Below are 22,103 nucleotides of genomic sequence, written 5' to 3'. Positions count from 1 at the left end.
TAGAAAAATGTCCCTAAGTTATTAGACTTAGGGACATTTTTTCGTAAGTGCAGGTTTACAAATAGCTTTTTAAAGTTATATCAAAATGTTGTCTAATGAGTGTTTTATCACTCATATAAAACTCCCATGCTTTTTCCGATTCACCGATAATCTCAAAGGATTCCTCTGTAATATATAAAGCGCAATTATCCTCCAGTGCAATTCCTTCTATATTCCCTTGATGATTTTGTAAAAAGGAATGGAAGGCGTTCATTCTGTTTAATTGATTATAATGTGGACAGAATCTTTTATTAACAATTCCCCAACCGTTACTCTCTATATAACCAGAACCCTCATAATCTGATCGGATACTAGACGTGAACCAACACATAGCACCAGCGCTATAACCAGCAATAAGTGTTCCTTGTTGCAGAGCCAATAATAATTTTTCATCGAGTCTATGTTCTTTCCATTGCGTAAGCATGTGAATATAGTTCCCGCCACCTAGATAAATTAAATCGGCTGAATGAATCATCTCGTCTATTTCATACTTAGAAGGTGAATCTGTTGTAATGCGTAAAATTTGTACTTCACAATGTAATTGTTTTTCAAACGTGTCTAAAAATAATTTTATATAGCTTTCATCATCATGACTAGCCGTTGGAATAAACAATATTTTTGGGTACTGTTTATTTGTTAATTCTATAAGGCGTTCATTAATAGGCAAGTGATTTGAATCTTGTAAATCACCGTCACCAATGACAGCTAATTTCATAGTAAAGCACCACCTAATTATTTTTGTTATATAAAAATTCGATAGAAGAGAGTTACATTCCTTCCGTAATGTAATCAATAATTAGAAAATGTAGCTTAAGTATATCGGAATAGTAAAGAAACTACTGACTATATATACCAATGCATTAGAGACCATACATTGATATATAATATTTCATACTAATGTTTCAAAATATGGAAAAAATATGTTTAAATAGATATAATGACGCATTGATTCATATTGAATTTATACTTATATTTTAAAAGGGTATCGGAAATAATAGCGATTTTTTAAAACAGTTTTTACTTTTAATAGGAAGTTGTATTACAATATGTTAAAATTATTTCAATATATTTATTTAATATGAAATACAAAGAAGGAGCGTGAAAAAAGTGGATTTTCGATTTGAATTTACAACGAAGCTGAAAGAATACTTAGACGATGAGAAGGATGAAAAAATAATAAAAGATGGACACAGAGATGTAATTTTTCACTATTTATATGCGTTAGAGACTGAAATTGGCGTTGTTAAAAATCCTAATTTTACTTTTTTTGCATCAGGAAGACGTTCACATATAGTGTTAGAAAACGTTGAATTTAAAACAGAAGTAAATGTAAAAAGTAATATAATTGAAATTACAAAAATAGTGGATAATGTAGCTATTCCGTTAGATACTATCGTAGCGAAAGATCGGGAATTATTTGCACTTGGACGTAATGAGAAGTTTAGTGTACAAATATTAGAGCAGTATCTTTTTGATACATTTGGAGAAAAATTAGGTTTAAAATGAATGGAATAGCCTATGTATTTATGGGTAGTTAATTTTCATATATATCATTTACGTTTGACCTTTCATTTAATTTATACTACAATTCGTAGTGTGAAAGGAGTTGTACAATGTTTACTCAAAACTATAAGTTAAATGAGCACGGGTTAAATCATTTCTTTGGACCGCTTGAAGCGAAAATTATGGAGATTGTTTGGTCTAGCGATGGTATTACTATTAAAGAAGTGCAGCAGAAATTAAGTGAAGAATCACCTGTGAATTTTAACACTGTTATGACAGTTATGAACAGGTTAGTAGAGAAATTACACTTAGAAAAACAGACTGTGAAAAGAAGTGGTATATATCGTGCTGTACAAACAAAAGAAGAATTCTTATCCAATCAAACGAAGAAAATGACACAGGAATTGATGGGGGAATTTGGAGATTTAGTTGTAAATCATATGTTAGATGAGTTAGAGCAGGCTGATCCGACTTTAATAAAAAAGTTAGAAGACAAATTGAGTCAGTTAAAAAGAGAGGATTAATGAAATGAAATGGCAAATGCGTAAAATCGTATTGTTAGCAGTAATTGTTAGTATCCTCTTTTTCAGTATGTTAGTGTATTACGTTACATATCCATTTCTGTTTCAAAATAAGATGTTCCTTCTTTCAAATTTTTGCTTGTTCCAGTTAGAAAAACATATGAAAGAATTATCGCTGATTCGTATTATAATCGCTGGATTATTATTACTTACTGTATTAATCGTGTGCAAAAGAATTTGGCGACAATTTTTCTATAGTAAAAAATTACAAAAAGTACTTATCCCTTTCGTCCGAAAAAGAAAACAAATATATATATTGCCGACTACGGAAGTTGCGGCATTTACAATTGGGCTATTTCGTCCGAAAGTTGTCATGTCGGAAGGGTTGCTTCAAACATTTTCAAATGAAGAAATTGATGCGATTATTTTCCATGAAGAATATCATCAAAAGAATTGGGATCCGCTAAAATTATTTTGTTTTACGCTATTAGCAGAAGGAATGATGTACATACCGATATTAAAAGGGTTGTTACAGCGATATCATACGTATCAGGAGCTAGCTGCTGATAAATATGCGATGCAAAAAATGGAATCTTCATTTGAGTTAGGTAGCGCGTTATTAAAATTAATTAAAATAAAGACAATGGAAAATCGATGTGTTACAGCTTCATTTGCAAAAACAGCAATAAATTTACGAATCGAGCAAGTGTTAAATGAAAAGGTTGTTAAGCTTACTATTCCGTTACATACGAATTCGGTATATGTAACAGTAGGTTTATTCTGTATGTCGGTTGTACTTATTGTCGGAGAGTGCATATAGCCTCTTTTTTTAAGAATAAACACTACTCATTGTAGTGTTTTAGGGGGAATAAAATGAATGCAGCAGATTTAACAATTTGGCTTGTGGCTGGGGCGGGAGTATTGTCATTTATATCACCGTGCTCTTTACCGCTATATCCATCTTATTTATCTTATATTACAGGTGTGTCTATTCAAGATTTAAAAGAAAATCGTGGGATTATGCAAAAATCAGCGATTATACATACAGTATTTTTTATGATCGGATTTTCGGTTATATTTTACGCGTTAGGTTTATCGGTAAGTTGGATTGGAATAACATTTTCATCTAACCAAAAATTGATTCAACAAATTGGTGGGATTTTTATTGTTTTAATGGGGCTATTTATGACGGGCTTGTTTCAGCCTAAGTGGCTTATGGCAGAGAAAAAGGTGCAGTATAGAAGTAAATCGACTGGATATATTCGCTCGATTTTAGTCGGTATGACATATGCAGCAGGTTGGACGCCATGTGTTGGACCGATATTTTCAGCTGTACTCATGCTTGGCGCGACGAATCCTGAAGGGGCGCTTCTTTATATTACAGCGTATACTCTTGGGTTTGCGGTTCCATTTTTCGTGATGGCATTCTTTATTGGGAAGGTAAAATGGATTGTTACATATGCCAATGTCATGATGAAAATTGGCGGTGGAATGATGATTGTAACAGGTATTTTATTGTATACAAATCAAATGACGAAAATTACAGCATTCTTTATTCGTCTATTCGGTGGATTTACAGGTTTTTAAAAATGAGGAGGAAGAAAAGTGAAGAAACTAATTGCTATTATACTAGTAGGTGCTCTCGCTTGGGCGGGGGTTAACTTTTATAATTCAAAGAAAGAAGAAAAGGAAAGAAAAGCAAAGCAAGCAGAGTTACAAGAGAAAGAAGTATTACCACAAGTAGGTTTTAAAGCACCTGGCATCACATTAAAAGGATTAGACGGAAAGTTGCAGTCGTTAAATGATGCCAAGGGAAAACCATATATTATTAATTTTTGGGCATCATGGTGTGGGCCGTGTGAAATGGAGGCACCTGACTTAGTTCATATGTATGATAAATATAAAAAGGATGTTGAAATTTTTGCGGTGAATGCAACTGTTAGTGACCCAGTACAAGAAGCAAGCGCATTTGCTAATCGCTATGGATTTGAGTTTCCGGTTCTACTAGATATGGACGGAGTAGCTGGACTAGATTATAAAGTATTCTCTTTACCGACGACATTTTTTGTTAATAAGGATGGAATTATAGTAGATCATGTACGAGGTGTATTGCCACCAGATCAATTAGAAAAGAAATTTAAGAAATTGATTGAGAGCTAAAAGGGGATTTCGTGATGATGGAGTGGATCGTGAGATTACAACCCGTATCTCTTATAATTGGAAGTCTATTTGGATTTATGTTGATGAAACGAAAGATGAGGCATCAAAATGTATCATATGAAAAAATGATGGATGCCGTAACAAATGCGTTTCTTATCATCGTATTTGTATGGAAGTTTGCACCAGCAATTTTAAATCCTGTATGGGCTTTTGGATCGCCAGTGCAAGCAATATTAGCTGTTGGAAGTATGCAACATATTGTAGTAGGATGCGTAATTGCTAGTGTATACATTGTTTGGAAAAGTAAAAAGGAAGAATTTTCGCTTCGTATTTTACTTGATGTACTGCCTTTTGGATTGTGTGTGAGCATTATCTTTTATTTTCTATTTCATCATGAAGTAGGTGCACAAACGACACTACCATGGGGAATGAAAATATATGAATCTAAACTATTATATCACCCTATTTTCGTATACGAGATCATCCTTGCTCTTTGTATAATGGGCTTGTTATGGATGAAAAATGAAAGGCTCGGAAATGGAAGGAATATAAGTATTTTTCTAATTGTTGAGGGGTTTGCTCATATTATTATTTCGCTTGTTAGTGAACAAAATTCGGTTCTGTTTGGTCTATCAGCACAGCAAATAATGAGCTTTTGTATTATTAGTTTAGGGATTTTGTTGGTGCCTAAAAAATAAAAAATAGCCATTAACGGATATTCCCCGTACATGGCTATTTTTTTATTACATATATTAAAAAATCGGCGGAGTAACAGAAAATAAGACTACCGCATTTTTCTCAAAATGATTCACCCATTTATGCTTTAAATAAGCAGGTATTTTTACACTGTCACCAGTTTCTAATACGTATTCTTCCTCATTTAAATATAATGTGATTTTCCCTTCTAAGACAAATGCTAATTCTTCTCCTTTATGTTCTAGCAGATTTTCTGATGAAGCTGTATTAGGCGGGACGGTCATAATTGCTGTTGCTAAATTTCCAGTGAAATCAGGTGAAAGCATTTCATATGATAAATTATCGATAATCATTTTCTTTCGTTTATGGGAACGTACAATTAAATCGTCTGTATTTGTATCTTCAAGTAAAAAGCTAAATGTTGGCACATCAAGAGCTTTAGCAAGCACTTTTAATGTTTGAATAGAAGGGTTAGCGGACCCACGTTCAATTTGACTTAACATAGATGGTGTAATATTGGCCATCTTTGCTAGTTCTTTACTAGTTAAACCTTTTTCTTTTCTTTGTTTTTCAATTTTTTTACCAATATCTATATTTTCCATAATGAAAATCTCCTTAAGGGTTATTAAATTATATTTAAATAAATTAAATTAAAATTAACTAAAGTGAACGATTTGTGTTAAACTATATTAAAATTAATTTAATTATAATTTATTATATGGTGAGCTACAAGGATATAAGGAGGAAACAAAATGAAAGAAATAGGGGCATTACAAGCAGAATACCCATTAGTGAATAAACTTATTGCAACAGAAGAAGTATTTTGGATAAACCCACACATAGAAAAGTATGAAAGGGCAATAAAAGATTCACCACTTAATGAAGAGAATGTAAAAGATGCGGAAGAGAGATTAAAGCGTTTTGCACCATATATTGCGAAAGTTTTTCCTGAAACGAAAGGGACGAACGGCATAATCGAATCACCTTTAGTAAAAATACCTTCTATGAAAGAAGCTTTAGAGACAACTTACAAGCAACCTATTTTAGGAGAATTATTATTAAAATGTGATAGTCATCTTCCGATATCAGGATCAATTAAAGCTAGGGGCGGCATTTATGAAGTGTTGAAACATGCTGAACAACTAGCATTGCAGCACGGTATGTTAACAGAAGAAGATGATTATTCCATTTTAGATAGTGATACATGTAGAGAGTTTTTTGCCAAACATTCAATTGCAGTAGGTTCTACAGGGAATTTAGGACTTAGCATAGGGATTATGAGTGCGAATCTAGGTTTTAATGTAACTGTTCATATGTCAGCAGACGCAAAAGAATGGAAGAAAGATTTATTAAGAAGTAAAGGTGTAAACGTTATTGAATATGAAGATGATTATAGTAAAGCAGTAGAAGAAGGAAGAAGACAAGCGGATGCGGATCCTAGCTGTTATTTTGTAGACGATGAAAACTCACATGATTTATTTTTAGGATACGCAGTAGCAGCATCACGATTACAAAAGCAATTAGAAGAGTTAGAGGTTGTAGTAGATAAAGACCATCCTTTATTTGTTTACCTTCCGTGCGGAGTAGGAGGAGGACCGGGTGGAGTAGCATTCGGTTTAAAGTTATTGTATAAAGACAATGTTCATTGTTTCTTTGCAGAGCCTACGCACTCTCCATGTATGTTACTCGGCTTAATGACAGGCCTTCATGACAAAATTGCCGTTCAAGATATCGGAATTGATAATGTAACAGACGCGGACGGACTAGCGGTAGGAAGACCGTCTGGATTTGTCGGGAAAACGATGGAACCATTTTTGAGTGGGAATTACACAGTAAGCGATGAAGAGTTATATAGATTGTTAAAAGAACTAGCTGATACGGAGAATATTTATTTAGAGCCTTCTGCACTAGCAGGTATGATAGGGCCAGTGAAAGTATGTAAAGAAGATGAGTATTTACAAAAGCAACAGTTAACAGAGAAGGTGAAAAAAGGTACTCATATTGTGTGGGGAACGGGTGGAAGTATGGTTCCAAAAGATGTAATGAATGAATATTATAGGAAAGGTTTGGAATTAACGGTATAAGAAAAATGAGGCTAGTTGTAGCCTCATTTTTTCATGTACATAAAAATCTTTGTTATTTTCACAATAGTTCTTTATAGTATATATAAAGGATAACTAATATTGAATAAATACAACAAAAAGCTTTATTTTACATAATAAGAGGATGTGTATACGATGTCATTACAGACTAAATATATAGCGGGTATTTCGCTTGGGGTTATGGGTGTAGGCTTTGCGGCTTCTATCCCTTTTCAAGGAACGATAGCTGGAGAGATTATACAAGGGGGATTTGAAGCTGGGTTAGTTGGCGGGCTTGCAGATTGGTTCGCAGTTACAGCATTATTCCGTCACCCGATGGGAATTCCAATTCCGCATACAGCTTTGTTACCTAAAAACCGTAAACGAGTAACGAAAGGGCTCATCAATACGTTAGAAAATGAGTGGCTAACGAAAGAAAGTATTACGAATAAAGTAAAAGAAATGCAGCTAGCACAAATGGTGCTACAAATTGCAGAGAGAGAAATACAGTCTGATGCTGTGAAAAAAGGCATTGTAACGATTGCTGAGAAGGCGATTGTTTCAATCGATACAGAAAAATTAGCGGTTATTATTGAAAAAGAATTAAAGACGTATTTACATACAATTAATACAAGTAACATCTTACAAGTGCTTGTTGATCAATTAGTTGTGCAAGAATATGATGAGAAGACACTTGATTACATTTTAGTAAAAGTGAAAGATTGGACAGCACAAGATGAAGCACGCTACCAGCTTGGAAGTTTAGGTATGAAGGCGATGGAAAATATAAAAGTAGATGGATTCTTACAGTTTACATTGAAATCGTTTATGAATATTGTAGATGAAGATAAAATTGGCGGCATTTTGCAGAAGTTTATTATTAGCAATATTAACAGCTTACAAGATGCAGATAATAGCACGAGACAACTTATATTAGCGAAAATTCGTCAAGAAATTATAAATGTAAAAGAAAATGAAGCGTTACTACAAGAATTAGAAAATTGGAAAGAAAAATGGATTGCCAATTGGAATGCTACTGACAAAATAAAAGAGATGCTAGAGCAAGTACAGCAAAGAGCAGTTGCTTTTGTAAATAATGAAGAATTTGCTGATAAATATGTTATTCCATTTTTACAAAAACAAATGAATAAAATAAAAGAAGATGAACAGACAGTTCAAAAAATAGAAGATTGGTTACAAAAACAAGTTGTAAGTCTTGTTGAGAAGAACCATTCGAAAATTGGTAAGCTTGTACAAGAAAACCTTGATAAGTTAGATGATAAGACGTTAATCGAAATGATTGAAAATAACGTCGGTAAAGATTTACAGTGGATCCGAGTAAACGGGGCTGTTTGCGGATTTATGATTGGATTAGTGTTAGAAGGAATTAAAGCGATTATATGAGAAAAACCTTCCGCAATTGCGGAAGGTTTTTTATTTTTCGAGAACACTCATATTCAAATTATAAGCTTTCTCAATATTTAACTTGTACGTCCCATTTCCAGTTTTAATCGAATTTTTATACCAATGTTCTTGGCTGTTTAATTCTGGATGTTCTTCTGAAGAAGTATTTTCGTTTTTCGTTAAATCTTCTACTTGTTCCCAAGGTGTACTTCCATGTGTTTCTTTTTGATTCGTTACTGCTGTTAAAGATACATCACTTTCTTTTGCAAGATGGACAGACACTCTTGAGCTTTCCTGTACAAACCAATTATTTTGTAATTGACCTGGATAAAGAGATAGTTCGTTATTTGAAGCACGGATTTCCACATTTTTATTTTGTGGAAGAACAAGCGTTGGTTTCACCTGTGGTGCTGAATTAAATAACGTATGCTGAACAGGTAATGATTTTAAAGTGATATACATCGTTTCTCCAGCCGTTTGAACTGAAAGGAAATCATCTCGTTTTAAATTGAGTTTTTCATTTGCTTTCGTTGTCATTTCATAAGTTCCCAAAAGATGAATTTGATTTGTATTATTTCCCTCTATCGTTAGAGGTTGATGTCCTGCATCTACTACGATTTTTTTGATAGATTCAGGTATATCAAATTGTCCGTCTGGAATATTACTCGTTTGCCTCGTTGTGTTAATAGAGTGACGAACTTCTTCTAGTAATCCAGTTGATAATAAACAGTAAAAAGCAATTCCGACGCTTCCTAAAACGCCGATAAAGAAAATACTAAAAATATCATATTTAATAAATGATTGTTCCTTCTTAGAAAATAGAAGGTATAGTAAAACTTCGGCTCCAAGTATGATAAGTAAAACTGGCCACCATGCAGTTAGTGTATCTAATACTTGAATTCCTTTTACGACTGAAAATAGTAAAAAGCATCCTAACGATATAATAGAAAGCCCCATTGAGAATGTTCCAACACGCCAAGTCCTCATTCGCTTGTCCCACCTTTGTTTTCTTTATTTCCAAGTAACAATTTAAAGCCGCCGCCAATTAAAAGGAGCGCAACGATAGATGTTTGGAAATAGCGATAATATAGTTCACTAAGATGAATATTAAATATAGTTGCAAAATAATCATTCAAAATAGGAAGGACTGTTTGATTTAATAAATAATAACCACCGAGTGTAATTAATCCGATACCGATCCATCTTTGATGATTTATAAAATAATCGATAATGGGTTCGTCTTGAACTCGTTCTTTTCCGTATTTTGCTGTTTGCTGTAACGCATCAAAAAAGCTATAGAACCAAATGATTGGTACTAAAAACAAAAATGCAGAAAGTCTTAATAAGTCGAGTAAATAAATAGATAGTAAGAAGGCTGCCATAAGCTGAAGACCACGGCGTTGTAAGCCTAAATACATATGACCTGCTCCAGGGAACATCGCTAAAATAGAAGCAAATGTTTTACTTTTCTTTCCCTGCTCTTGATGTTCTTCAAAATCTTCGAAAATAGTACGGTCAATTAATTGCTCGTCGCGTTCTTTTTTCTGTAGTTGCTGAACAACGTCAAAGAAATTATAAATCCATAAAACAGGTAACGTAATAAGGAAGATAAGGAAACTTCCTTGAGATGTTAATAAAGTCACAAATATAATCATGCTGCCTAAGCCAGCGCAAGCGACTAAAAACGTAAGACCGCGTTGCATAAGTCCTAATTGGAAATGGCCAAGTCCAGGGATGATAGATAGGAGAATGATATAAAATCGTTCGCTCTCTTTAGAGGAATTTATCAATTCTCCAGCTTCTTGTTTTTTCGTTTGTTTTATAATGGTGATAACTAAATCTAGTAAGTTAATTGCCCATAGAACGGCTAGTAAAAATAGAGAAAGAAAAGCAATATCACGTTCTCTTACTACTATTGTACAAAATACTGCAAAGGAGAATAGAAATAAAGATCCTCCGCTATATAAAATAAACCGTCCTAGCTTTTTTAAGTATAAATGTCCAAGCCCAGGAATTAGCCCTAATACAAGTGCTAAAAAGGGATTTTTATTCATGCTTTGAACCTCCGTCCTTTTTGGATGTGTCTACCGATTTGTTTACAATTTGTTGTGAAATAGAAGACTCGTTATGTTTTGAAGATTTCTCGAAATTTGATGTCGCTGTAAAAATATATTGGAATAAACCACTTACCATAAAAATAATTGTAGCCGCAGTCGCAATTATGTAGTGAATGATTGTGCGCTTTAGTGAGTTTGTTTTTATATTTTTATTAGACTGTAGTGTTTCAAAATTAATTTGCGTCATAACTTCGTTCGTAAATGAATCATCATTTATCATTGGAAGGTTTTCATGTTGTTCATCAATACTTTCCATATAAAGTGCTAAACAATCATCACATTCATAAAGATGTTCTTCCATAGATTCACGTTCATTGCTTTCTATAAAATCTAATGTATAATTGCGCCAATCTTCTTTTGAATAATGCATCATAGAAACTCTTCCTCCTTCCAATGTTTTTTAATCCATTTTCGTGCCCGATACAGTTTCATTTCGACTGTTTTTACTTCGATGTTTTCCTGTAAAGCAATTTCTTGATAACTTTTTTCTTCTAAGTAATGTGCGAGAACGACGTCACGGTAATTTTCGGGAAGTTCTCTCAGTTTTTGAGCAATGAGTAATTTTTGCTCTTTCGTCAATAGTAAAGCTTCAATGTTATGAGAGGATTTTATATTTTCCTCTGTTTCTTTACATAAGGAGAGTTCTTCGTTTTCTCTAGCTTTCTTTCTCTTATAATCAATAGCGTGATTGGTGGCAATACGTGCCATCCACGTTTTTAATCCGCGAAATTGATAATTTGGGAGAGAGGTGTGAATTTTTACGAATACTTCTTGTGTAACATCTTTCGCATCTTCTTCATGTCTTAAAATAGAAAAGATAACTTGAAAAATATAATGACGATATGTTTGTACAAGGATACGAAAAGCATGCTCGCTTCCTTGCTTTGCTTTTTCAATTAATTGTTTTTCCTCAATCGGTCTCTCCCTCCTTTTTGACGCATTCTATTATATAGACGTAAAGAATGATAAGTCACCCTACACATATTGTAAAAAAAGAATAATATATTTTTTGCAGGAGAGCTAGATGAAAAAAGGTGTGAAAAAATGGTAAAGAGAAGTATATAATGAGCAAGTAGGAAATGTTACGGGAAGAAAGGATGTGAATGTTAGTAGGGGAAGGGCCATACTAACAAACATGAAAATTAAAATATTAATAGCGGATGATAACTCTTTTATTAGAGAAGGCATGAAAATTATTTTAAATACATACGAAGAGTTTGAAGTGGTAGATACTGTAAATGATGGGGAAGAAGCTGTAGCATATTGTAAAAAGCATGAAGTTGATATTGCTCTTTTAGATGTTCGTATGCCAAATATGAACGGTGTAGAGGCGACGAAGTTCATTTGTGAAGAGACGAAAACAAAACCGCTTATTTTAACGACGTTTGATGATGATGAGTATATTTTGGATGCAGTAAAAAATGGAGCGAAAGGTTATTTATTAAAAAATAACGATCCGGAGCGTATTCGTGATGCGATAAAAGGAGTATATAACGGTCAAACTGTTATGCAAGATGTTGTCCTCGATAAAATTAAGTCTAATTTAATGGAAAGTAAGGAGGAAGAATGTAAAATTGATAAGAGCCTTTTCACAGAAAGGGAGCTTAGTATTATCGCATTAATTGCAAAAGGTTTCTCAAATAAAGAAATTTCGAAACAGCTTTTTATATCTGAGGGAACAATTGCAAATTATATTACGTCAGTTTTAGGGAAAACTGGACTTGAACATCGCACACAAATTGCGATTTATTACTTAACAGGGAAAGTAGATTAATGATATGGAGTTTTGGTTAACTGTAAGTAAATTAATTGTCTTTTTATATATTGTGTTTAGTTATATTTACGCAAATGTAGCAAATTTACCATGGGTTATATTTACATTACTTATTTACCTCTCTGTAAACGTAATGATTTCTATATTTAAAAAAGATATGTATAAAAAAATATTAATCTGTATGTCCATTGGCATAGTTATGTTATTTACATGGAGGATTCATCCATTTTTTATTTTGTTTTTACCTTTGAACTTATACGAAATTACATTCCATTACATAGAAAAGAATTGGCCACGCTTTGTCGTTATGATGCTCCCAATTACGATTGCAGATGAAAGTATTCGAATGACTTATGGATTAATTGTTGCATTTTCTTTTCTCGTTTTAACTATGGCAGATCGATATATATCGCGTGTAGTAAAGCTTGAATCACAAAATGATAAGATGCGAAAAGATATGCAACGACTTACGAAAAGCTTACATGAAAATAAAGAGTACATAAGACAATCTGAATACACATTTAAGCTAGAAGAGAGAAATCGGTTATCGCAAGAAATTCATGATAAAATTGGTCACTCGATGACGGGTGCACTTATTCAAATGGAAGCAGCAAAAAGATTAATGGAAATAGATAAAGAAAAATCTGCGGAGTTATTACAAAATGCAATTCACATTTCAAAAGATGGAATTGAAAGTATTCGCATTACATTAAAAAATATGAAGCCACCAACTGAGCAAATTGGTATTCATCGTATGAAATTATTCATAGAGGAATTTGCCGGTAAGAATGATGTGAATATTCCTTTTGTATACAAAGGGAACTTAGATATGATTTCTCCCATTCAGTGGAAAATTATCGGTGAGAATGTTACAGAAGCACTAACAAATGCAATGAAATATGCTGATGCGACAGTTATTTCTATAGATATTCATGTGCTTAACAAGATGGTTAAGGTGCAAGTGAAGGATAACGGGAAAGGCGCAGCTTTTGTTAAGAAAGGTCTCGGTATTATGGGGATGGAGGAGCGAACAGCATCAGTAAACGGAAAAATTATTGTAGATGGAACAAGTGGTTTTTCAGTGACAATGTTGTTTCCGATATAAGAGAATGGGATGAAGATGAACCATCTCATATGAAAAAAGTGAATATTCTCATGTGAAAAGAATGAATTTCTGCACTGAGCAGGTTCATTCTTTTTGTTTATAATAACAGCAGAGAAACCGAAATAGGGGTGAAATGATGAATACATTAGAAATTAAAAATTTAACGAAAAAATTTGGTGATTTCATCGCAGTTGATAATATGTCTTTATCTATTAAAGAAGGAGAAATATTTGGCTTTTTAGGATCAAATGGTGCTGGTAAGAGTACAACGATAAATATGATTGCTGGTTTGTTAAGAAGTAATGAAGGTGAAATTAGCATATTAGGAAAAAATATAAAGAAACATAATCGATTTGCGAAAATGAATATCGGTATTGTTCCGCAAGATATTGCGATTTATGAAGAGCTAACTGCCTATGAAAATGTGAAATTCTTTGCTGGATTGTACGGATTAAGAGGGGCCGAACTAAGAGCGAGAGTAGAGGAAGCACTTCAATTTGTAGGACTTAGTGATAAACAGAAAAGTTATCCGAAAAACTTTTCTGGCGGGATGAAAAGAAGATTGAATATTGCTTGTGCAATTGCACATAGACCGAAGTTAATTATTATGGATGAACCGACAGTTGGAATTGATCCACAGTCAAGAAACTATATTCTTCAGTCTGTCCGGAAGTTAAATGAAATGGGAAGCACTATTATTTATACGAGTCACTACATGGAAGAGGTAGAAGAGATTTGTACGAAAATAGCGATTGTAGATCACGGTAAAGTGATTGCAGAAGGTACGAAAGAACAACTAAAATCGATTATTACTGATACGAAAGATATTTGGATTGAAGTGAAGTCGGTGGAAAATTTAGACGTGGAAAAATTAAAAGAGATAAACGGTGTGAAAGCAGTTCAAATTGAAGAAAACGTAATTAAAGTGAATTCTGATGCGGGATTAAATAATTTAAATAAAATCATTCAACACTGTATCAATCATGATATTGAAATTCGTTCATTAGAGGAGCAGGCTCCCAACTTAGAAACAGTATTCCTTACATTGACGGGAAGAAACTTACGAGATAAATAAAAAGTAAATGAAGAAAAGGTAAAGGGAGGTTCATCAATTGAACATCTTCAATATTGCAATTATGCATATTAAAAGAGATTTCAGAGACGTAAGAACTTTAGTTTTTATGTTAGCATTTCCGATTGTGCTTATGCTTGTGTTAGGAACAGCGTTAACCAACGCATTTAATAGTGATAGTCATTCGATTAAAGATATACAAGTGCTATATAAAGATGAAGCGAGTAGCACGTTTTCTCAATCATTTGAAGCATTTACGAAAGAAGTGGATAAATCAGGTATTCATTTTAAAAAAGCTTCCGGCAGTATAGATGGGAAAGAAGAAGTGAAGCAAAATAAATATGCCGCTTATGTAGAGTTAAATAAAGATGGTGCAAAATTTTATGGGAGTGACAAAAGTAGTATTGAGGGAAGTATTGTGGAAGGAATGCTTACAACATTTGTTGATAAGTACAATGTAGCGGTCGAAGTTGCAAAAGTAGATCCTACTAAGGTTAGTACGGTTATTTCAAACGGAAATCATAATGATTATATAAAAGAAACATCTTTACAAGCTGCGAAAAAACCAGGTTCTATGGATTACTATGCGGTTGTAATGACAACGATGATTGCACTATATGCTGCGATGGGAGCGAGTTCTTTAATTCGAGGAGAACGAATACGTAAAACAGGAGATCGTCTCATTGCTGCACCTATAAGTAAAGCTGAAATATTCATTGGAAAAGTACTTGGTAGCCTAGTAGCAAATGCCCTGTGCATATTACTCGTCATGTTATTTAGTAAATTTGTTTTTCAAGCGAATTGGGGCGACCATCTTGGAATCATATTTCTTATTTTATTAACACAAGTCTTTCTAGCAATTAGCTTCGGTTTAGGAATCGGATATATCACGAAAACAGCTGAAGCGTCTAGGGCAATTATTATGGTTGTTGTGCAATTAGCTTCTATTTTTGGAGGTGCATATTTCGTAGTAGAAGAAAATTTCGTTACGAATTTATCGCCATTAACTTGGGCAAATACAGCTGTTATGAAAATTATTTATGCAAATGATGTAGGGGCAGCACTACCAGTCATTTCTTTAAACATTGGAATTTCAGCACTCTTTTTATTAATTGCAATTATTGCATTACGTAGACGGGAGGGGCTATAGCATGAAGGATATTTTATGGCTCATACAAAAAACGTTATCTGTGCTTTTGAAAAATAAAAAAAGTTTACTCATTATAATTAGCTTGCCGATAATAGGGACGCTCATTTCCTTTTCGATATACGGAAATGCAGGGCAAGGAACGTTAAATATCGGGATTGTAAATAAAGAAAATGAGCCAATAGCAAATGATACGATAAAGTTTTTAGAAGGATTAAATCATGTGAATGTGAGTAAGGTTAAGGAGTCTGAAGTAGAAGATAAACTCACTTCCAAAAAACTTGATGGAGTTATTACATTAGATTCTGGTTTTTCAAAAAGTGTTCGAGAAGGGAAACCAGAGCATATTGAAATTTCATCGATTAAAGGTGATCAAGTAACAGGATTTATAAAATCATATTTATATAATTATATTGATAATATAGCAGCTATTAGTAAAGTAGCAGGAACAGATCAAAGTACATTCGACAATATGTACGCAGGGTATCAAAAAAGTTCATTTAAAATGAAAACTGAGACGCTAGAAGATACTTCGAAAAATAAAGATATGACAAATCAAACGATGGGTTACCTTATTATGTTTATGCTGTTTTCAGCAGCGAACTTATCAGGTCATATTTTAAAAGAAAAAGAGAATAGAACGTACTTTAGACTATTATCAACGCCGATAGATGGGAAGAAGTTCATATTATCTAATGTCGGGGTAAATATGATAATACTAACAGTACAAATTTTGATTACAATCCTATTCCTAACGAATGTTTTTCATACGAATATCAATATGCCTTTCATAGTGATGATGGGCGTACTAATGCTATTTGCATTAATCGCAATTGGAATATCATTAGTCCTTGTAGCTTTTTCGAAAAACTCAGCATCGGCAAATGCGATGCAAAACATGGTCATTGTACCAACATGCTTACTAGCGGGTTGTTATTTCCCATATGACATTATGCCAAGTGCAGTACAAAAAGTAGCTAATTTTCTTCCACAGCGCTGGTTGTTAGACACAGTATCGAAACTACAACAAGGAATACCATTCTCGGAGTTGTATTTAAACATTTTAATTTTATTCGCTTTCGCAATTGCATTCTTCTTAATTGCTATTTATAAGTTTGGAAGAAATAATGATGCGAGGAATTTTGTTTAATGTGAAAAGGTGTGGCTTAATGCCATACCTTTTTTTGGAATTTAGAGTATCTTTTGTAGTATAGGAATGCTTTTGTAGAGCACTTCGTTATGTGAAGCATGCAAAACATATTTATTTCCCTCTAGAAGAAAAACGCTATGTAGAACAGCGTTACCGTCACCATGTTTTGTAAGTAAATCACCGACGACTTTGCCGTCTGTCCATTTCAGTTTGGAATGTGAAGGGACGACTTGTAAATATTGAATTGTTTCCTCTCCATCTCCGGCAATGAGTGTCGTTTCAATATTTCTTTTTTGTATAATAAATCTATTTTCATTTAATGTATCGAGGAAAGGGTTTTTCGTTTTCATCTTACTATAAGGAAGAAATGTAATAGAAGAGCCGGATCTTATAAATAAATAATTTCCGTAATCTTTACAAGGAATAACATCTTGTAATCCTGGAAAGTAAATGTGTATCGCCTCAACTTTATTCATTTTATGTAAGATGCTTAAGTAACAAATATATTGTTCCACATAAAAATGAACGATATTTATTTTAGAAGAGGCATGGATAGGGAGAGTACCTCCAGTCCAATAACTATAATTTGGTGAAGATCCAGCGTTTGGTGTGCAGAGTATTATAAGCTGATTTACATCATTTTTATATGTTGCACTTTGAACGTAAGAACGTCCAAGAAGGCCGCCCATACTATGACAAATTAGATTTAGTTTATCGCAACCTGTAATCTTTTTAGCATAAGCAATCGTTTGTAATAAATATTTTTGTGTAGAAAAAACAATACGCTGCCGCCAGTCATAAAAACAGATGAACAAATCTTTATTTCGTTCGTACCCCATACTTTCTAGCATCATGATGAATGGTTCGTAAACAAATGCAGAAAGTCCAAAACTCCAATTACCAGTGCCGGGAATAATAATATTGCTCATTGAACCGAAAAGACCTGGGATAAAAACAATAGGAGTTTTTCCTTTTCTCATATTCGTATCTCCTTTAACTGTTTAGTATCAATAAAAATAAGAAATACATTTCGTATGAAAACATATTTAAATGAAACACTACGAAATAGTAAGGAATATGATTGGAAGGAAACCAAAATGATTAAAAAAATATTAAGAGTTACTTCTATTATTATTGCTATTTTCGTTTTTATTTTAATTTGGATGCATATCGATGTTACCTTAGGTAGGAAAATGGAAGCCGGGAAAAACATGCCGACAGAGTATGCGCCTCATTATAGTGACTTTCAATTATATGTAGAAGGGAAGTCTTTTTATAAACAATTATTTACTGATATAAGAGAAGCGAAAAGCTCCATCTACACTTATTTCTTCATTTTGTCGGATGATAAAAGTAGTCATACTTTTTTAAACTTATTAAAAGAGAAGGCAAAAGAAGGAGTAAACGTCTATTTATCAGTTGATCGCATTAATGATTTATCATTTGAAAGAAAGGTGATAAATGAATTGCGGAAAAGTGGTGTACATTTTACATATAGTAGAAAACCTACATTGCCATTCGGATTTTATTCACTTCACCATCGTAATCATCGCCGTATTACGACGATTGATGGGGAGATTGGCTATACAGGCGGATTTAATATAGGAGATGAGTACTTAGGGAAAGATAAGCGATTTGGATATTGGCGTGACTATCATGTACGACTTAAAGGAGAAGGAGCAAAAGATTTAGAACAGCAATTCGCTTTAGACTGGAAACGAGATACGAAAGAAGAGATAAAGAGAAGTACGAATAAAGCTAGTAAAGGGAATACATTACATACTATGACTAGTTACAATGGGCATTACGTTGCTGAAAAATATATAGAGCTCATAAAACAAGCTCAGCACTCCATTGTAATTGCAACGCCGTATTTTATAGCAAAAAATAAAGAGTCCATGAATGCTTTAATCGCAGCACAAAAGCGTGGTGTTACAGTAAAAATACTTTGGTCATATAAACCAGATCTACCTCTTATAAAAGAAGCGGCGTATCCATACATACGTCAAGCTGTTAATAATGGGATTACTGTATATGGGTATAAAAAAGGAATGTTCCATGGCAAATTAATGCTTATTGATAATGAATTAACCGTTATTGGTACAACAAACTTTACTTCGCGTAGCTTCAATATAAATGATGAAATGAATTTTTATATTTATGGTGGTCCTATTGTAGGACAAGTTAATAAGGCGTTAACAGAGGATTTTCATGATTCGAAAGAAATGACGAAAGAGTTTTTTGAAAAGTTATCTTTTTGGGAGCGTTGTAAGGAGAAAGTGGCGGGATTGGTTGACTTCTATTTGTGATGATGAATTAGGAAAGGGTGCCTACAAAAGACACCCTTTTTTGGTGGGAAATCATTATTTTTCATGCACCAACATCGTAACATCATCATTAATCAACGTCCCCACATGTTCGCCTAAACATATTTTTTTCATGACTCCAGGCTCATCAAAGTTAAAGACATGTGCTGGTAAATTGTAGTCCCGGGCAAGCAGTAATGCCGCTTGATCCATAACTTGTATATTTTGTCTAACGACATCATTATAGTTTAGTTTGCTGTACATTTTTGCTGATTTGTTATGCTTCGGATCACTTGTAAAAACGCCATCGACACCCTGTTTTGCGACTAATATGGCATCACTATTCATTTCAATGGCTCTTTGTACACTTGGATAATCTGTCGTCACGAACGGTTGCCCGTTTCCGCCTCCAAAGATAACGATATAATCGTTATCTAAATGGTGGACTGCACGCAAGCGAATGTATGGTTCAGCTACTGCATTAAATGGAATGGACGTCATAACGCGTACTTCTCTATTTGTTTTACTTGTTAAAACATCGCGAAGCATTAAGCTGTTAATGATTGTACCTAACGTACCGATATTATCAGCTTCTACGCGATCGATTCCCCATTCTTCAGCTAGATGCCCCCTAAAAATGTTACCGCCACCGATGACGATGGATACTTCGATACCTAAATCAACAATGGATAAAATTTCGTTTGCGATATGTTCTAATCGTTTGGAGTTAAAGCTATTTCCAGTTTGATCGGCAAGTGCACCGCCGCTTAATTTAATTAAGACACGTTTATATGGTCTCATAACAATTCCCCCTATATAGATCGCAATAAAAAAGGAACAAAGGCGAATGCCTTTGTTCCTTTTTAAGAAAATGAAAAAGAAAAGAAGAAGATAGGACGAATTGCTTTGTATAGTTTTTCATAACATCCACTCCTTTTCATTTTGATTTGTTTTAAGTATATATATTTTTGATTATACGAAACAATCTGATTACTTATCAAGTTTATTTTATCGTTTTTTAACAAAATGGTGTCAATGAAAAAAAGAAGAAAAATATTTGAATTTTTTGTGACGAACTTGTAGGTTTTTGTATGATTTTGTAGGTTCGCTTATAAGATGTGTGAGTAGCTTTTATAAATTCAAATTGAAAGCGTTCGCATGAAGGGGATGAACATAAATGAAAAAATTCGGATTGGCAACACAAATTTTTGTCGCGCTTGTTTTAGGGATTGTAGTAGGGGCAGTCTTTTATGGCAATAAAACGGCGATTTCTTATATCACACCAATTGGGGATATATTTATTCACTTAATTAAGATGATTGTAGTACCAATTGTTATTTCAGCATTAATTGTTGCAGTAGCTGGTGTAGGAGATATGAAGAAGCTTGGGAAACTGGGTGGTAAGACAATTCTTTATTTCGAAATTATTACGACGATTGCTATTTTAATGGGATTACTTGCAGCGAATATATTCCAACCAGGTACTGGCGTTGATATGAGTAATTTACAGCAAAGTGATATTTCTTCTTATAAACAAACTGCAGATGCAACAGAGAAGAAAGGTTTTGCTGAGACAATTGTTCACATTGTACCGAAAAACGTATTTGAATCGATTGCACAAGGTGACCTATTACCGATTATATTCTTCTCAGTATTATTCGGCTTAGGAGTTGCGGCAATTGGAGAAAAAGGAAAGCCAGTCTTTAACTTCTTTGAAGGCGTACTCGAAGCCATGTTTTGGGTTACAAATCAAGTTATGAAATTTGCACCATTTGGTGTATTCGCATTAATTGCCGTTACGGTTGCAAAATTTGGTGTAGCAACATTACTTCCGCTAGGAAAACTAGTGCTAGCTGTATACGTAACTGTTATACTATTCGTTGTGATTGTATTAGGTATTAATGCACGAATGGTTGGAGTAAACATTTTTACATTAATGAAAATTTTAAAAGAAGAACTGATTCTTTCGTTTACAACAGCAAGTTCAGAAGCTGTTTTACCTAATATAATGAGAAAAATGGAAGAGTTCGGTTGTCCAAAGGCAGTTGCCTCTTTCGTAATTCCGACAGGTTATACATTTAACTTGACTGGATCGGCTATTTATCAAGCGTTAGCGGCATTGTTTGTTGCACAAATGTACGGTGTGCACATGTCACTAACGGAGCAAATAACGTTATTATTCGTTCTCATGTTAACATCCAAAGGTATGGCGGGAGTTCCAGGTGCATCGTTCGTTGTTGTATTAGCAACGTTAGGTTCAATGGGGTTACCACTAGAAGGTATCGCATTAATTGCGGGAATTGACCGCATTTTAGATATGATTCGCTCATCTGTCAATGTATTAGGAAATGCATTAGCGGCCATTGTTATGTCGAAGTGGGAAGGCGAATTCGATAATGAGAAAGCAAAACAATATGTAGAAACAGTCAAAGAAACAAAAGCAGCATAAGAAATCGTTAAGGAGTGAATAATCATGGCAACATTAACTGAAGTTAAAAATGGTGTTCGAATTGAAAAAGATTTTTTAGGTGAAAAAGAAGTACCAAACTATGCATACTACGGCGTACAAACAATGCGTGCAGTTGAAAACTTCCCAATTACAGGATACAAAATCCATGAAGGTTTAATTAAAGCGTTCGCAATTGTAAAAAAAGCAGCAGCGCTTGCGAATACAGATGTAGGAAGATTGGAATTAAACAAGGGCGGTGTGATCGCAGAAGCTGCTCAAGAAATTCTTGATGGAAAATGGCATGATCATTTCATCGTAGATCCAATTCAGGGCGGAGCAGGTACTTCAATGAACATGAATGCAAATGAAGTCATTGCCAATCGTGCGCTTGAATTATTAGGAATGGAAAAGGGAGACTATCATTATATTAGTCCAAATAGTCATGTAAATATGGCCCAATCAACAAATGATGCATTCCCAACGGCGATTCATATCGCAACATTAAATGCATTAGAAGGCTTATTACAAACGATGGGTTATATGCATGATGTATTTGAATTAAAAGCAGAACAGTTTGAC

The 22,103-nt window shown here is 33.8% G+C and carries 24 protein-coding genes; 16 read left to right on the top strand and 8 right to left on the bottom strand.

Features of this window, described 5'->3' with window-relative positions:
• Positions 1 to 55 precede the first annotated feature (55 nt).
• Positions 56 to 754, bottom strand: coding sequence for a peptidase E (locus tag MR168_RS19630; protein ID WP_086411620.1), 699 nt, complete (start codon positions 752 to 754; stop codon positions 56 to 58).
• A gap of 392 nt (positions 755 to 1,146) precedes the next feature.
• Here MR168_RS19630 and MR168_RS19625 point away from each other — a divergent pair, with 392 nt between their 5' ends.
• From MR168_RS19625 to MR168_RS19600, 6 genes are all read left to right on the top strand, one after another.
• The gene (locus MR168_RS19625) at positions 1,147 to 1,545 is read left to right on the top strand and encodes a DUF3942 family protein (protein WP_000347525.1); all 399 of its coding nucleotides are present in this window, start codon (positions 1,147 to 1,149) and stop codon (positions 1,543 to 1,545) included.
• Between the two features lie 107 nt (positions 1,546 to 1,652).
• Positions 1,653 to 2,066 (top strand): BlaI/MecI/CopY family transcriptional regulator, encoded by a 414-nt coding sequence (locus MR168_RS19620; protein ID WP_000495053.1) that lies wholly within the window; start codon positions 1,653 to 1,655, stop codon positions 2,064 to 2,066.
• Between the two features lie 4 nt (positions 2,067 to 2,070).
• On the top strand, positions 2,071 to 2,883 hold the full coding sequence (locus MR168_RS19615; RefSeq protein WP_016122256.1) for a M56 family metallopeptidase: 813 nt from the start codon (positions 2,071 to 2,073) through the stop codon (positions 2,881 to 2,883).
• 53 nt (positions 2,884 to 2,936) lie between these two features.
• Complete coding sequence (ccdA, locus tag MR168_RS19610; RefSeq protein WP_000990443.1) at positions 2,937 to 3,650, top strand: cytochrome c-type biogenesis protein CcdA; 714 nt, start codon at positions 2,937 to 2,939, stop codon at positions 3,648 to 3,650.
• 18 nt (positions 3,651 to 3,668) lie between these two features.
• Positions 3,669 to 4,223: a TlpA family protein disulfide reductase gene (locus tag MR168_RS19605; RefSeq protein ID WP_000733174.1), complete on the top strand. Its 555-nt coding sequence runs from the start codon at positions 3,669 to 3,671 to the stop codon at positions 4,221 to 4,223.
• Between the two features lie 17 nt (positions 4,224 to 4,240).
• Entirely contained in the window at positions 4,241 to 4,921 is a 681-nt protein-coding gene (locus tag MR168_RS19600) for a prolipoprotein diacylglyceryl transferase family protein (RefSeq protein ID WP_025689552.1), read from the top strand.
• 54 nt (positions 4,922 to 4,975) lie between these two features.
• Here MR168_RS19600 and MR168_RS19595 read toward each other — a convergent pair whose 3' ends face one another.
• Positions 4,976 to 5,521 carry a helix-turn-helix domain-containing protein gene (locus MR168_RS19595; protein ID WP_149149488.1) on the bottom strand — a complete coding sequence of 182 codons (546 nt, stop codon included), beginning with the start codon at positions 5,519 to 5,521 and terminating at the stop codon, positions 4,976 to 4,978.
• Positions 5,522 to 5,671: 150 nt separating this feature from the next.
• On the opposite strand from MR168_RS19595, the gene MR168_RS19590 reads away from it, so the two are divergent.
• Both MR168_RS19590 and MR168_RS19585 read left to right on the top strand, forming a co-directional pair.
• On the top strand, positions 5,672 to 7,003 hold the full coding sequence (locus MR168_RS19590; protein ID WP_016122258.1) for a D-serine ammonia-lyase: 1,332 nt from the start codon (positions 5,672 to 5,674) through the stop codon (positions 7,001 to 7,003).
• 153 nt (positions 7,004 to 7,156) lie between these two features.
• Entirely contained in the window at positions 7,157 to 8,404 is a 1,248-nt protein-coding gene (locus tag MR168_RS19585) for a DUF445 domain-containing protein (protein ID WP_000058294.1), read from the top strand.
• A 30-nt stretch (positions 8,405 to 8,434) separates the two neighbouring features.
• Here MR168_RS19585 and exsE read toward each other — a convergent pair whose 3' ends face one another.
• From exsE to MR168_RS19565, 4 genes are read right to left on the bottom strand one after another with little or no spacing between them, the layout of a single operon-like run.
• Positions 8,435 to 9,391: an exosporium protein ExsE gene (exsE, locus tag MR168_RS19580; RefSeq protein WP_016122260.1), complete on the bottom strand. Its 957-nt coding sequence runs from the start codon at positions 9,389 to 9,391 to the stop codon at positions 8,435 to 8,437.
• The gene (locus MR168_RS19575; RefSeq protein WP_001039112.1) at positions 9,388 to 10,458 is read right to left on the bottom strand and encodes a hypothetical protein; all 1,071 of its coding nucleotides are present in this window, start codon (positions 10,456 to 10,458) and stop codon (positions 9,388 to 9,390) included. The genes exsE and MR168_RS19575 overlap by 4 nt, the downstream gene beginning before the upstream one ends.
• Entirely contained in the window at positions 10,451 to 10,894 is a 444-nt protein-coding gene (locus MR168_RS19570; protein ID WP_000972344.1) for a hypothetical protein, read from the bottom strand. The genes MR168_RS19575 and MR168_RS19570 overlap by 8 nt, the downstream gene beginning before the upstream one ends.
• Entirely contained in the window at positions 10,891 to 11,379 is a 489-nt protein-coding gene (locus MR168_RS19565; protein ID WP_071732568.1) for an RNA polymerase sigma factor, read from the bottom strand. The genes MR168_RS19570 and MR168_RS19565 overlap by 4 nt, the downstream gene beginning before the upstream one ends.
• A gap of 277 nt (positions 11,380 to 11,656) precedes the next feature.
• On the opposite strand from MR168_RS19565, the gene MR168_RS19560 reads away from it, so the two are divergent.
• The 5 genes from MR168_RS19560 (at position 11,657) to MR168_RS19540 (ending at position 16,769) form a co-directional block, all read left to right on the top strand.
• Positions 11,657 to 12,295, top strand: a complete 639-nt coding sequence (locus tag MR168_RS19560; RefSeq protein ID WP_000694093.1) for a response regulator transcription factor — start codon at positions 11,657 to 11,659, stop codon at positions 12,293 to 12,295.
• A 4-nt stretch (positions 12,296 to 12,299) separates the two neighbouring features.
• Positions 12,300 to 13,400, top strand: coding sequence for a sensor histidine kinase (locus MR168_RS19555; protein WP_000397682.1), 1,101 nt, complete (start codon positions 12,300 to 12,302; stop codon positions 13,398 to 13,400).
• A gap of 136 nt (positions 13,401 to 13,536) precedes the next feature.
• Positions 13,537 to 14,475 carry an ABC transporter ATP-binding protein gene (locus MR168_RS19550; RefSeq protein WP_016122261.1) on the top strand — a complete coding sequence of 313 codons (939 nt, stop codon included), beginning with the start codon at positions 13,537 to 13,539 and terminating at the stop codon, positions 14,473 to 14,475.
• A gap of 37 nt (positions 14,476 to 14,512) precedes the next feature.
• Positions 14,513 to 15,622 carry an ABC transporter permease gene (locus MR168_RS19545; RefSeq protein ID WP_001020156.1) on the top strand — a complete coding sequence of 370 codons (1,110 nt, stop codon included), beginning with the start codon at positions 14,513 to 14,515 and terminating at the stop codon, positions 15,620 to 15,622.
• 1 nt (position 15,623) lies between these two features.
• A complete protein-coding gene (locus MR168_RS19540) occupies positions 15,624 to 16,769 on the top strand; it encodes an ABC transporter permease (protein WP_000651881.1) in 1,146 nt (381 codons plus the stop codon).
• A gap of 41 nt (positions 16,770 to 16,810) precedes the next feature.
• Here MR168_RS19540 and MR168_RS19535 read toward each other — a convergent pair whose 3' ends face one another.
• Complete coding sequence (locus tag MR168_RS19535; protein WP_001225397.1) at positions 16,811 to 17,749, bottom strand: esterase/lipase family protein; 939 nt, start codon at positions 17,747 to 17,749, stop codon at positions 16,811 to 16,813.
• A gap of 117 nt (positions 17,750 to 17,866) precedes the next feature.
• On the opposite strand from MR168_RS19535, the gene cls reads away from it, so the two are divergent.
• A complete protein-coding gene (gene cls, locus MR168_RS19530) occupies positions 17,867 to 19,078 on the top strand; it encodes a cardiolipin synthase (protein WP_016122263.1) in 1,212 nt (403 codons plus the stop codon).
• Between the two features lie 54 nt (positions 19,079 to 19,132).
• Here the strand turns inward: cls and pyrH are convergent, their stop codons facing one another.
• Complete coding sequence (gene pyrH, locus MR168_RS19525; protein ID WP_086411622.1) at positions 19,133 to 19,876, bottom strand: UMP kinase; 744 nt, start codon at positions 19,874 to 19,876, stop codon at positions 19,133 to 19,135.
• A gap of 376 nt (positions 19,877 to 20,252) precedes the next feature.
• Here pyrH and MR168_RS19520 point away from each other — a divergent pair, with 376 nt between their 5' ends.
• Together MR168_RS19520 and MR168_RS19515 are read left to right on the top strand one after the other, a co-directional pair.
• Positions 20,253 to 21,524, top strand: coding sequence for a cation:dicarboxylate symporter family transporter (locus MR168_RS19520; protein ID WP_000713293.1), 1,272 nt, complete (start codon positions 20,253 to 20,255; stop codon positions 21,522 to 21,524).
• Between the two features lie 24 nt (positions 21,525 to 21,548).
• On the top strand, positions 21,549 to 22,103 hold a 555-nt coding region (locus MR168_RS19515; protein ID WP_242291455.1), incomplete at its 3' end, for a lyase family protein.

The organism is Bacillus cereus group sp. BfR-BA-01356 (assembly GCF_022663635.1).
In the GTDB taxonomy this organism is placed as follows: Bacteria; Bacillota; Bacilli; order Bacillales; family Bacillaceae_G; genus Bacillus_A; species Bacillus_A cereus.
This window is presented reverse-complemented; position numbering and strand designations above follow the sequence as displayed.

Coding starts and splice junctions, on each gene's coding strand:
- MR168_RS19630 (WP_086411620.1), bottom strand. CDS start 754: ATGAAATTAGCTGTCATTGGTGACGGTGATTTACAAGATTCAAATCAC.
- MR168_RS19620 (WP_000495053.1), top strand. CDS start 1,653: ATGTTTACTCAAAACTATAAGTTAAATGAGCACGGGTTAAATCATTTC.
- MR168_RS19615 (WP_016122256.1), top strand. CDS start 2,071: ATGAAATGGCAAATGCGTAAAATCGTATTGTTAGCAGTAATTGTTAGT.
- ccdA (WP_000990443.1), top strand. CDS start 2,937: ATGAATGCAGCAGATTTAACAATTTGGCTTGTGGCTGGGGCGGGAGTA.
- MR168_RS19600 (WP_025689552.1), top strand. CDS start 4,241: ATGGAGTGGATCGTGAGATTACAACCCGTATCTCTTATAATTGGAAGT.
- MR168_RS19595 (WP_149149488.1), bottom strand. CDS start 5,521: ATGGAAAATATAGATATTGGTAAAAAAATTGAAAAACAAAGAAAAGAA.
- MR168_RS19590 (WP_016122258.1), top strand. CDS start 5,672: ATGAAAGAAATAGGGGCATTACAAGCAGAATACCCATTAGTGAATAAA.
- MR168_RS19585 (WP_000058294.1), top strand. CDS start 7,157: ATGTCATTACAGACTAAATATATAGCGGGTATTTCGCTTGGGGTTATG.
- exsE (WP_016122260.1), bottom strand. CDS start 9,391: ATGAGGACTTGGCGTGTTGGAACATTCTCAATGGGGCTTTCTATTATA.
- MR168_RS19575 (WP_001039112.1), bottom strand. CDS start 10,458: ATGAATAAAAATCCCTTTTTAGCACTTGTATTAGGGCTAATTCCTGGG.
- MR168_RS19570 (WP_000972344.1), bottom strand. CDS start 10,894: ATGATGCATTATTCAAAAGAAGATTGGCGCAATTATACATTAGATTTT.
- MR168_RS19560 (WP_000694093.1), top strand. CDS start 11,657: ATGAAAATTAAAATATTAATAGCGGATGATAACTCTTTTATTAGAGAA.
- MR168_RS19555 (WP_000397682.1), top strand. CDS start 12,300: ATGGAGTTTTGGTTAACTGTAAGTAAATTAATTGTCTTTTTATATATT.
- MR168_RS19550 (WP_016122261.1), top strand. CDS start 13,537: ATGAATACATTAGAAATTAAAAATTTAACGAAAAAATTTGGTGATTTC.
- MR168_RS19540 (WP_000651881.1), top strand. CDS start 15,624: ATGAAGGATATTTTATGGCTCATACAAAAAACGTTATCTGTGCTTTTG.
- MR168_RS19535 (WP_001225397.1), bottom strand. CDS start 17,749: ATGAGAAAAGGAAAAACTCCTATTGTTTTTATCCCAGGTCTTTTCGGT.
- cls (WP_016122263.1), top strand. CDS start 17,867: ATGATTAAAAAAATATTAAGAGTTACTTCTATTATTATTGCTATTTTC.
- pyrH (WP_086411622.1), bottom strand. CDS start 19,876: ATGAGACCATATAAACGTGTCTTAATTAAATTAAGCGGCGGTGCACTT.
- MR168_RS19520 (WP_000713293.1), top strand. CDS start 20,253: ATGAAAAAATTCGGATTGGCAACACAAATTTTTGTCGCGCTTGTTTTA.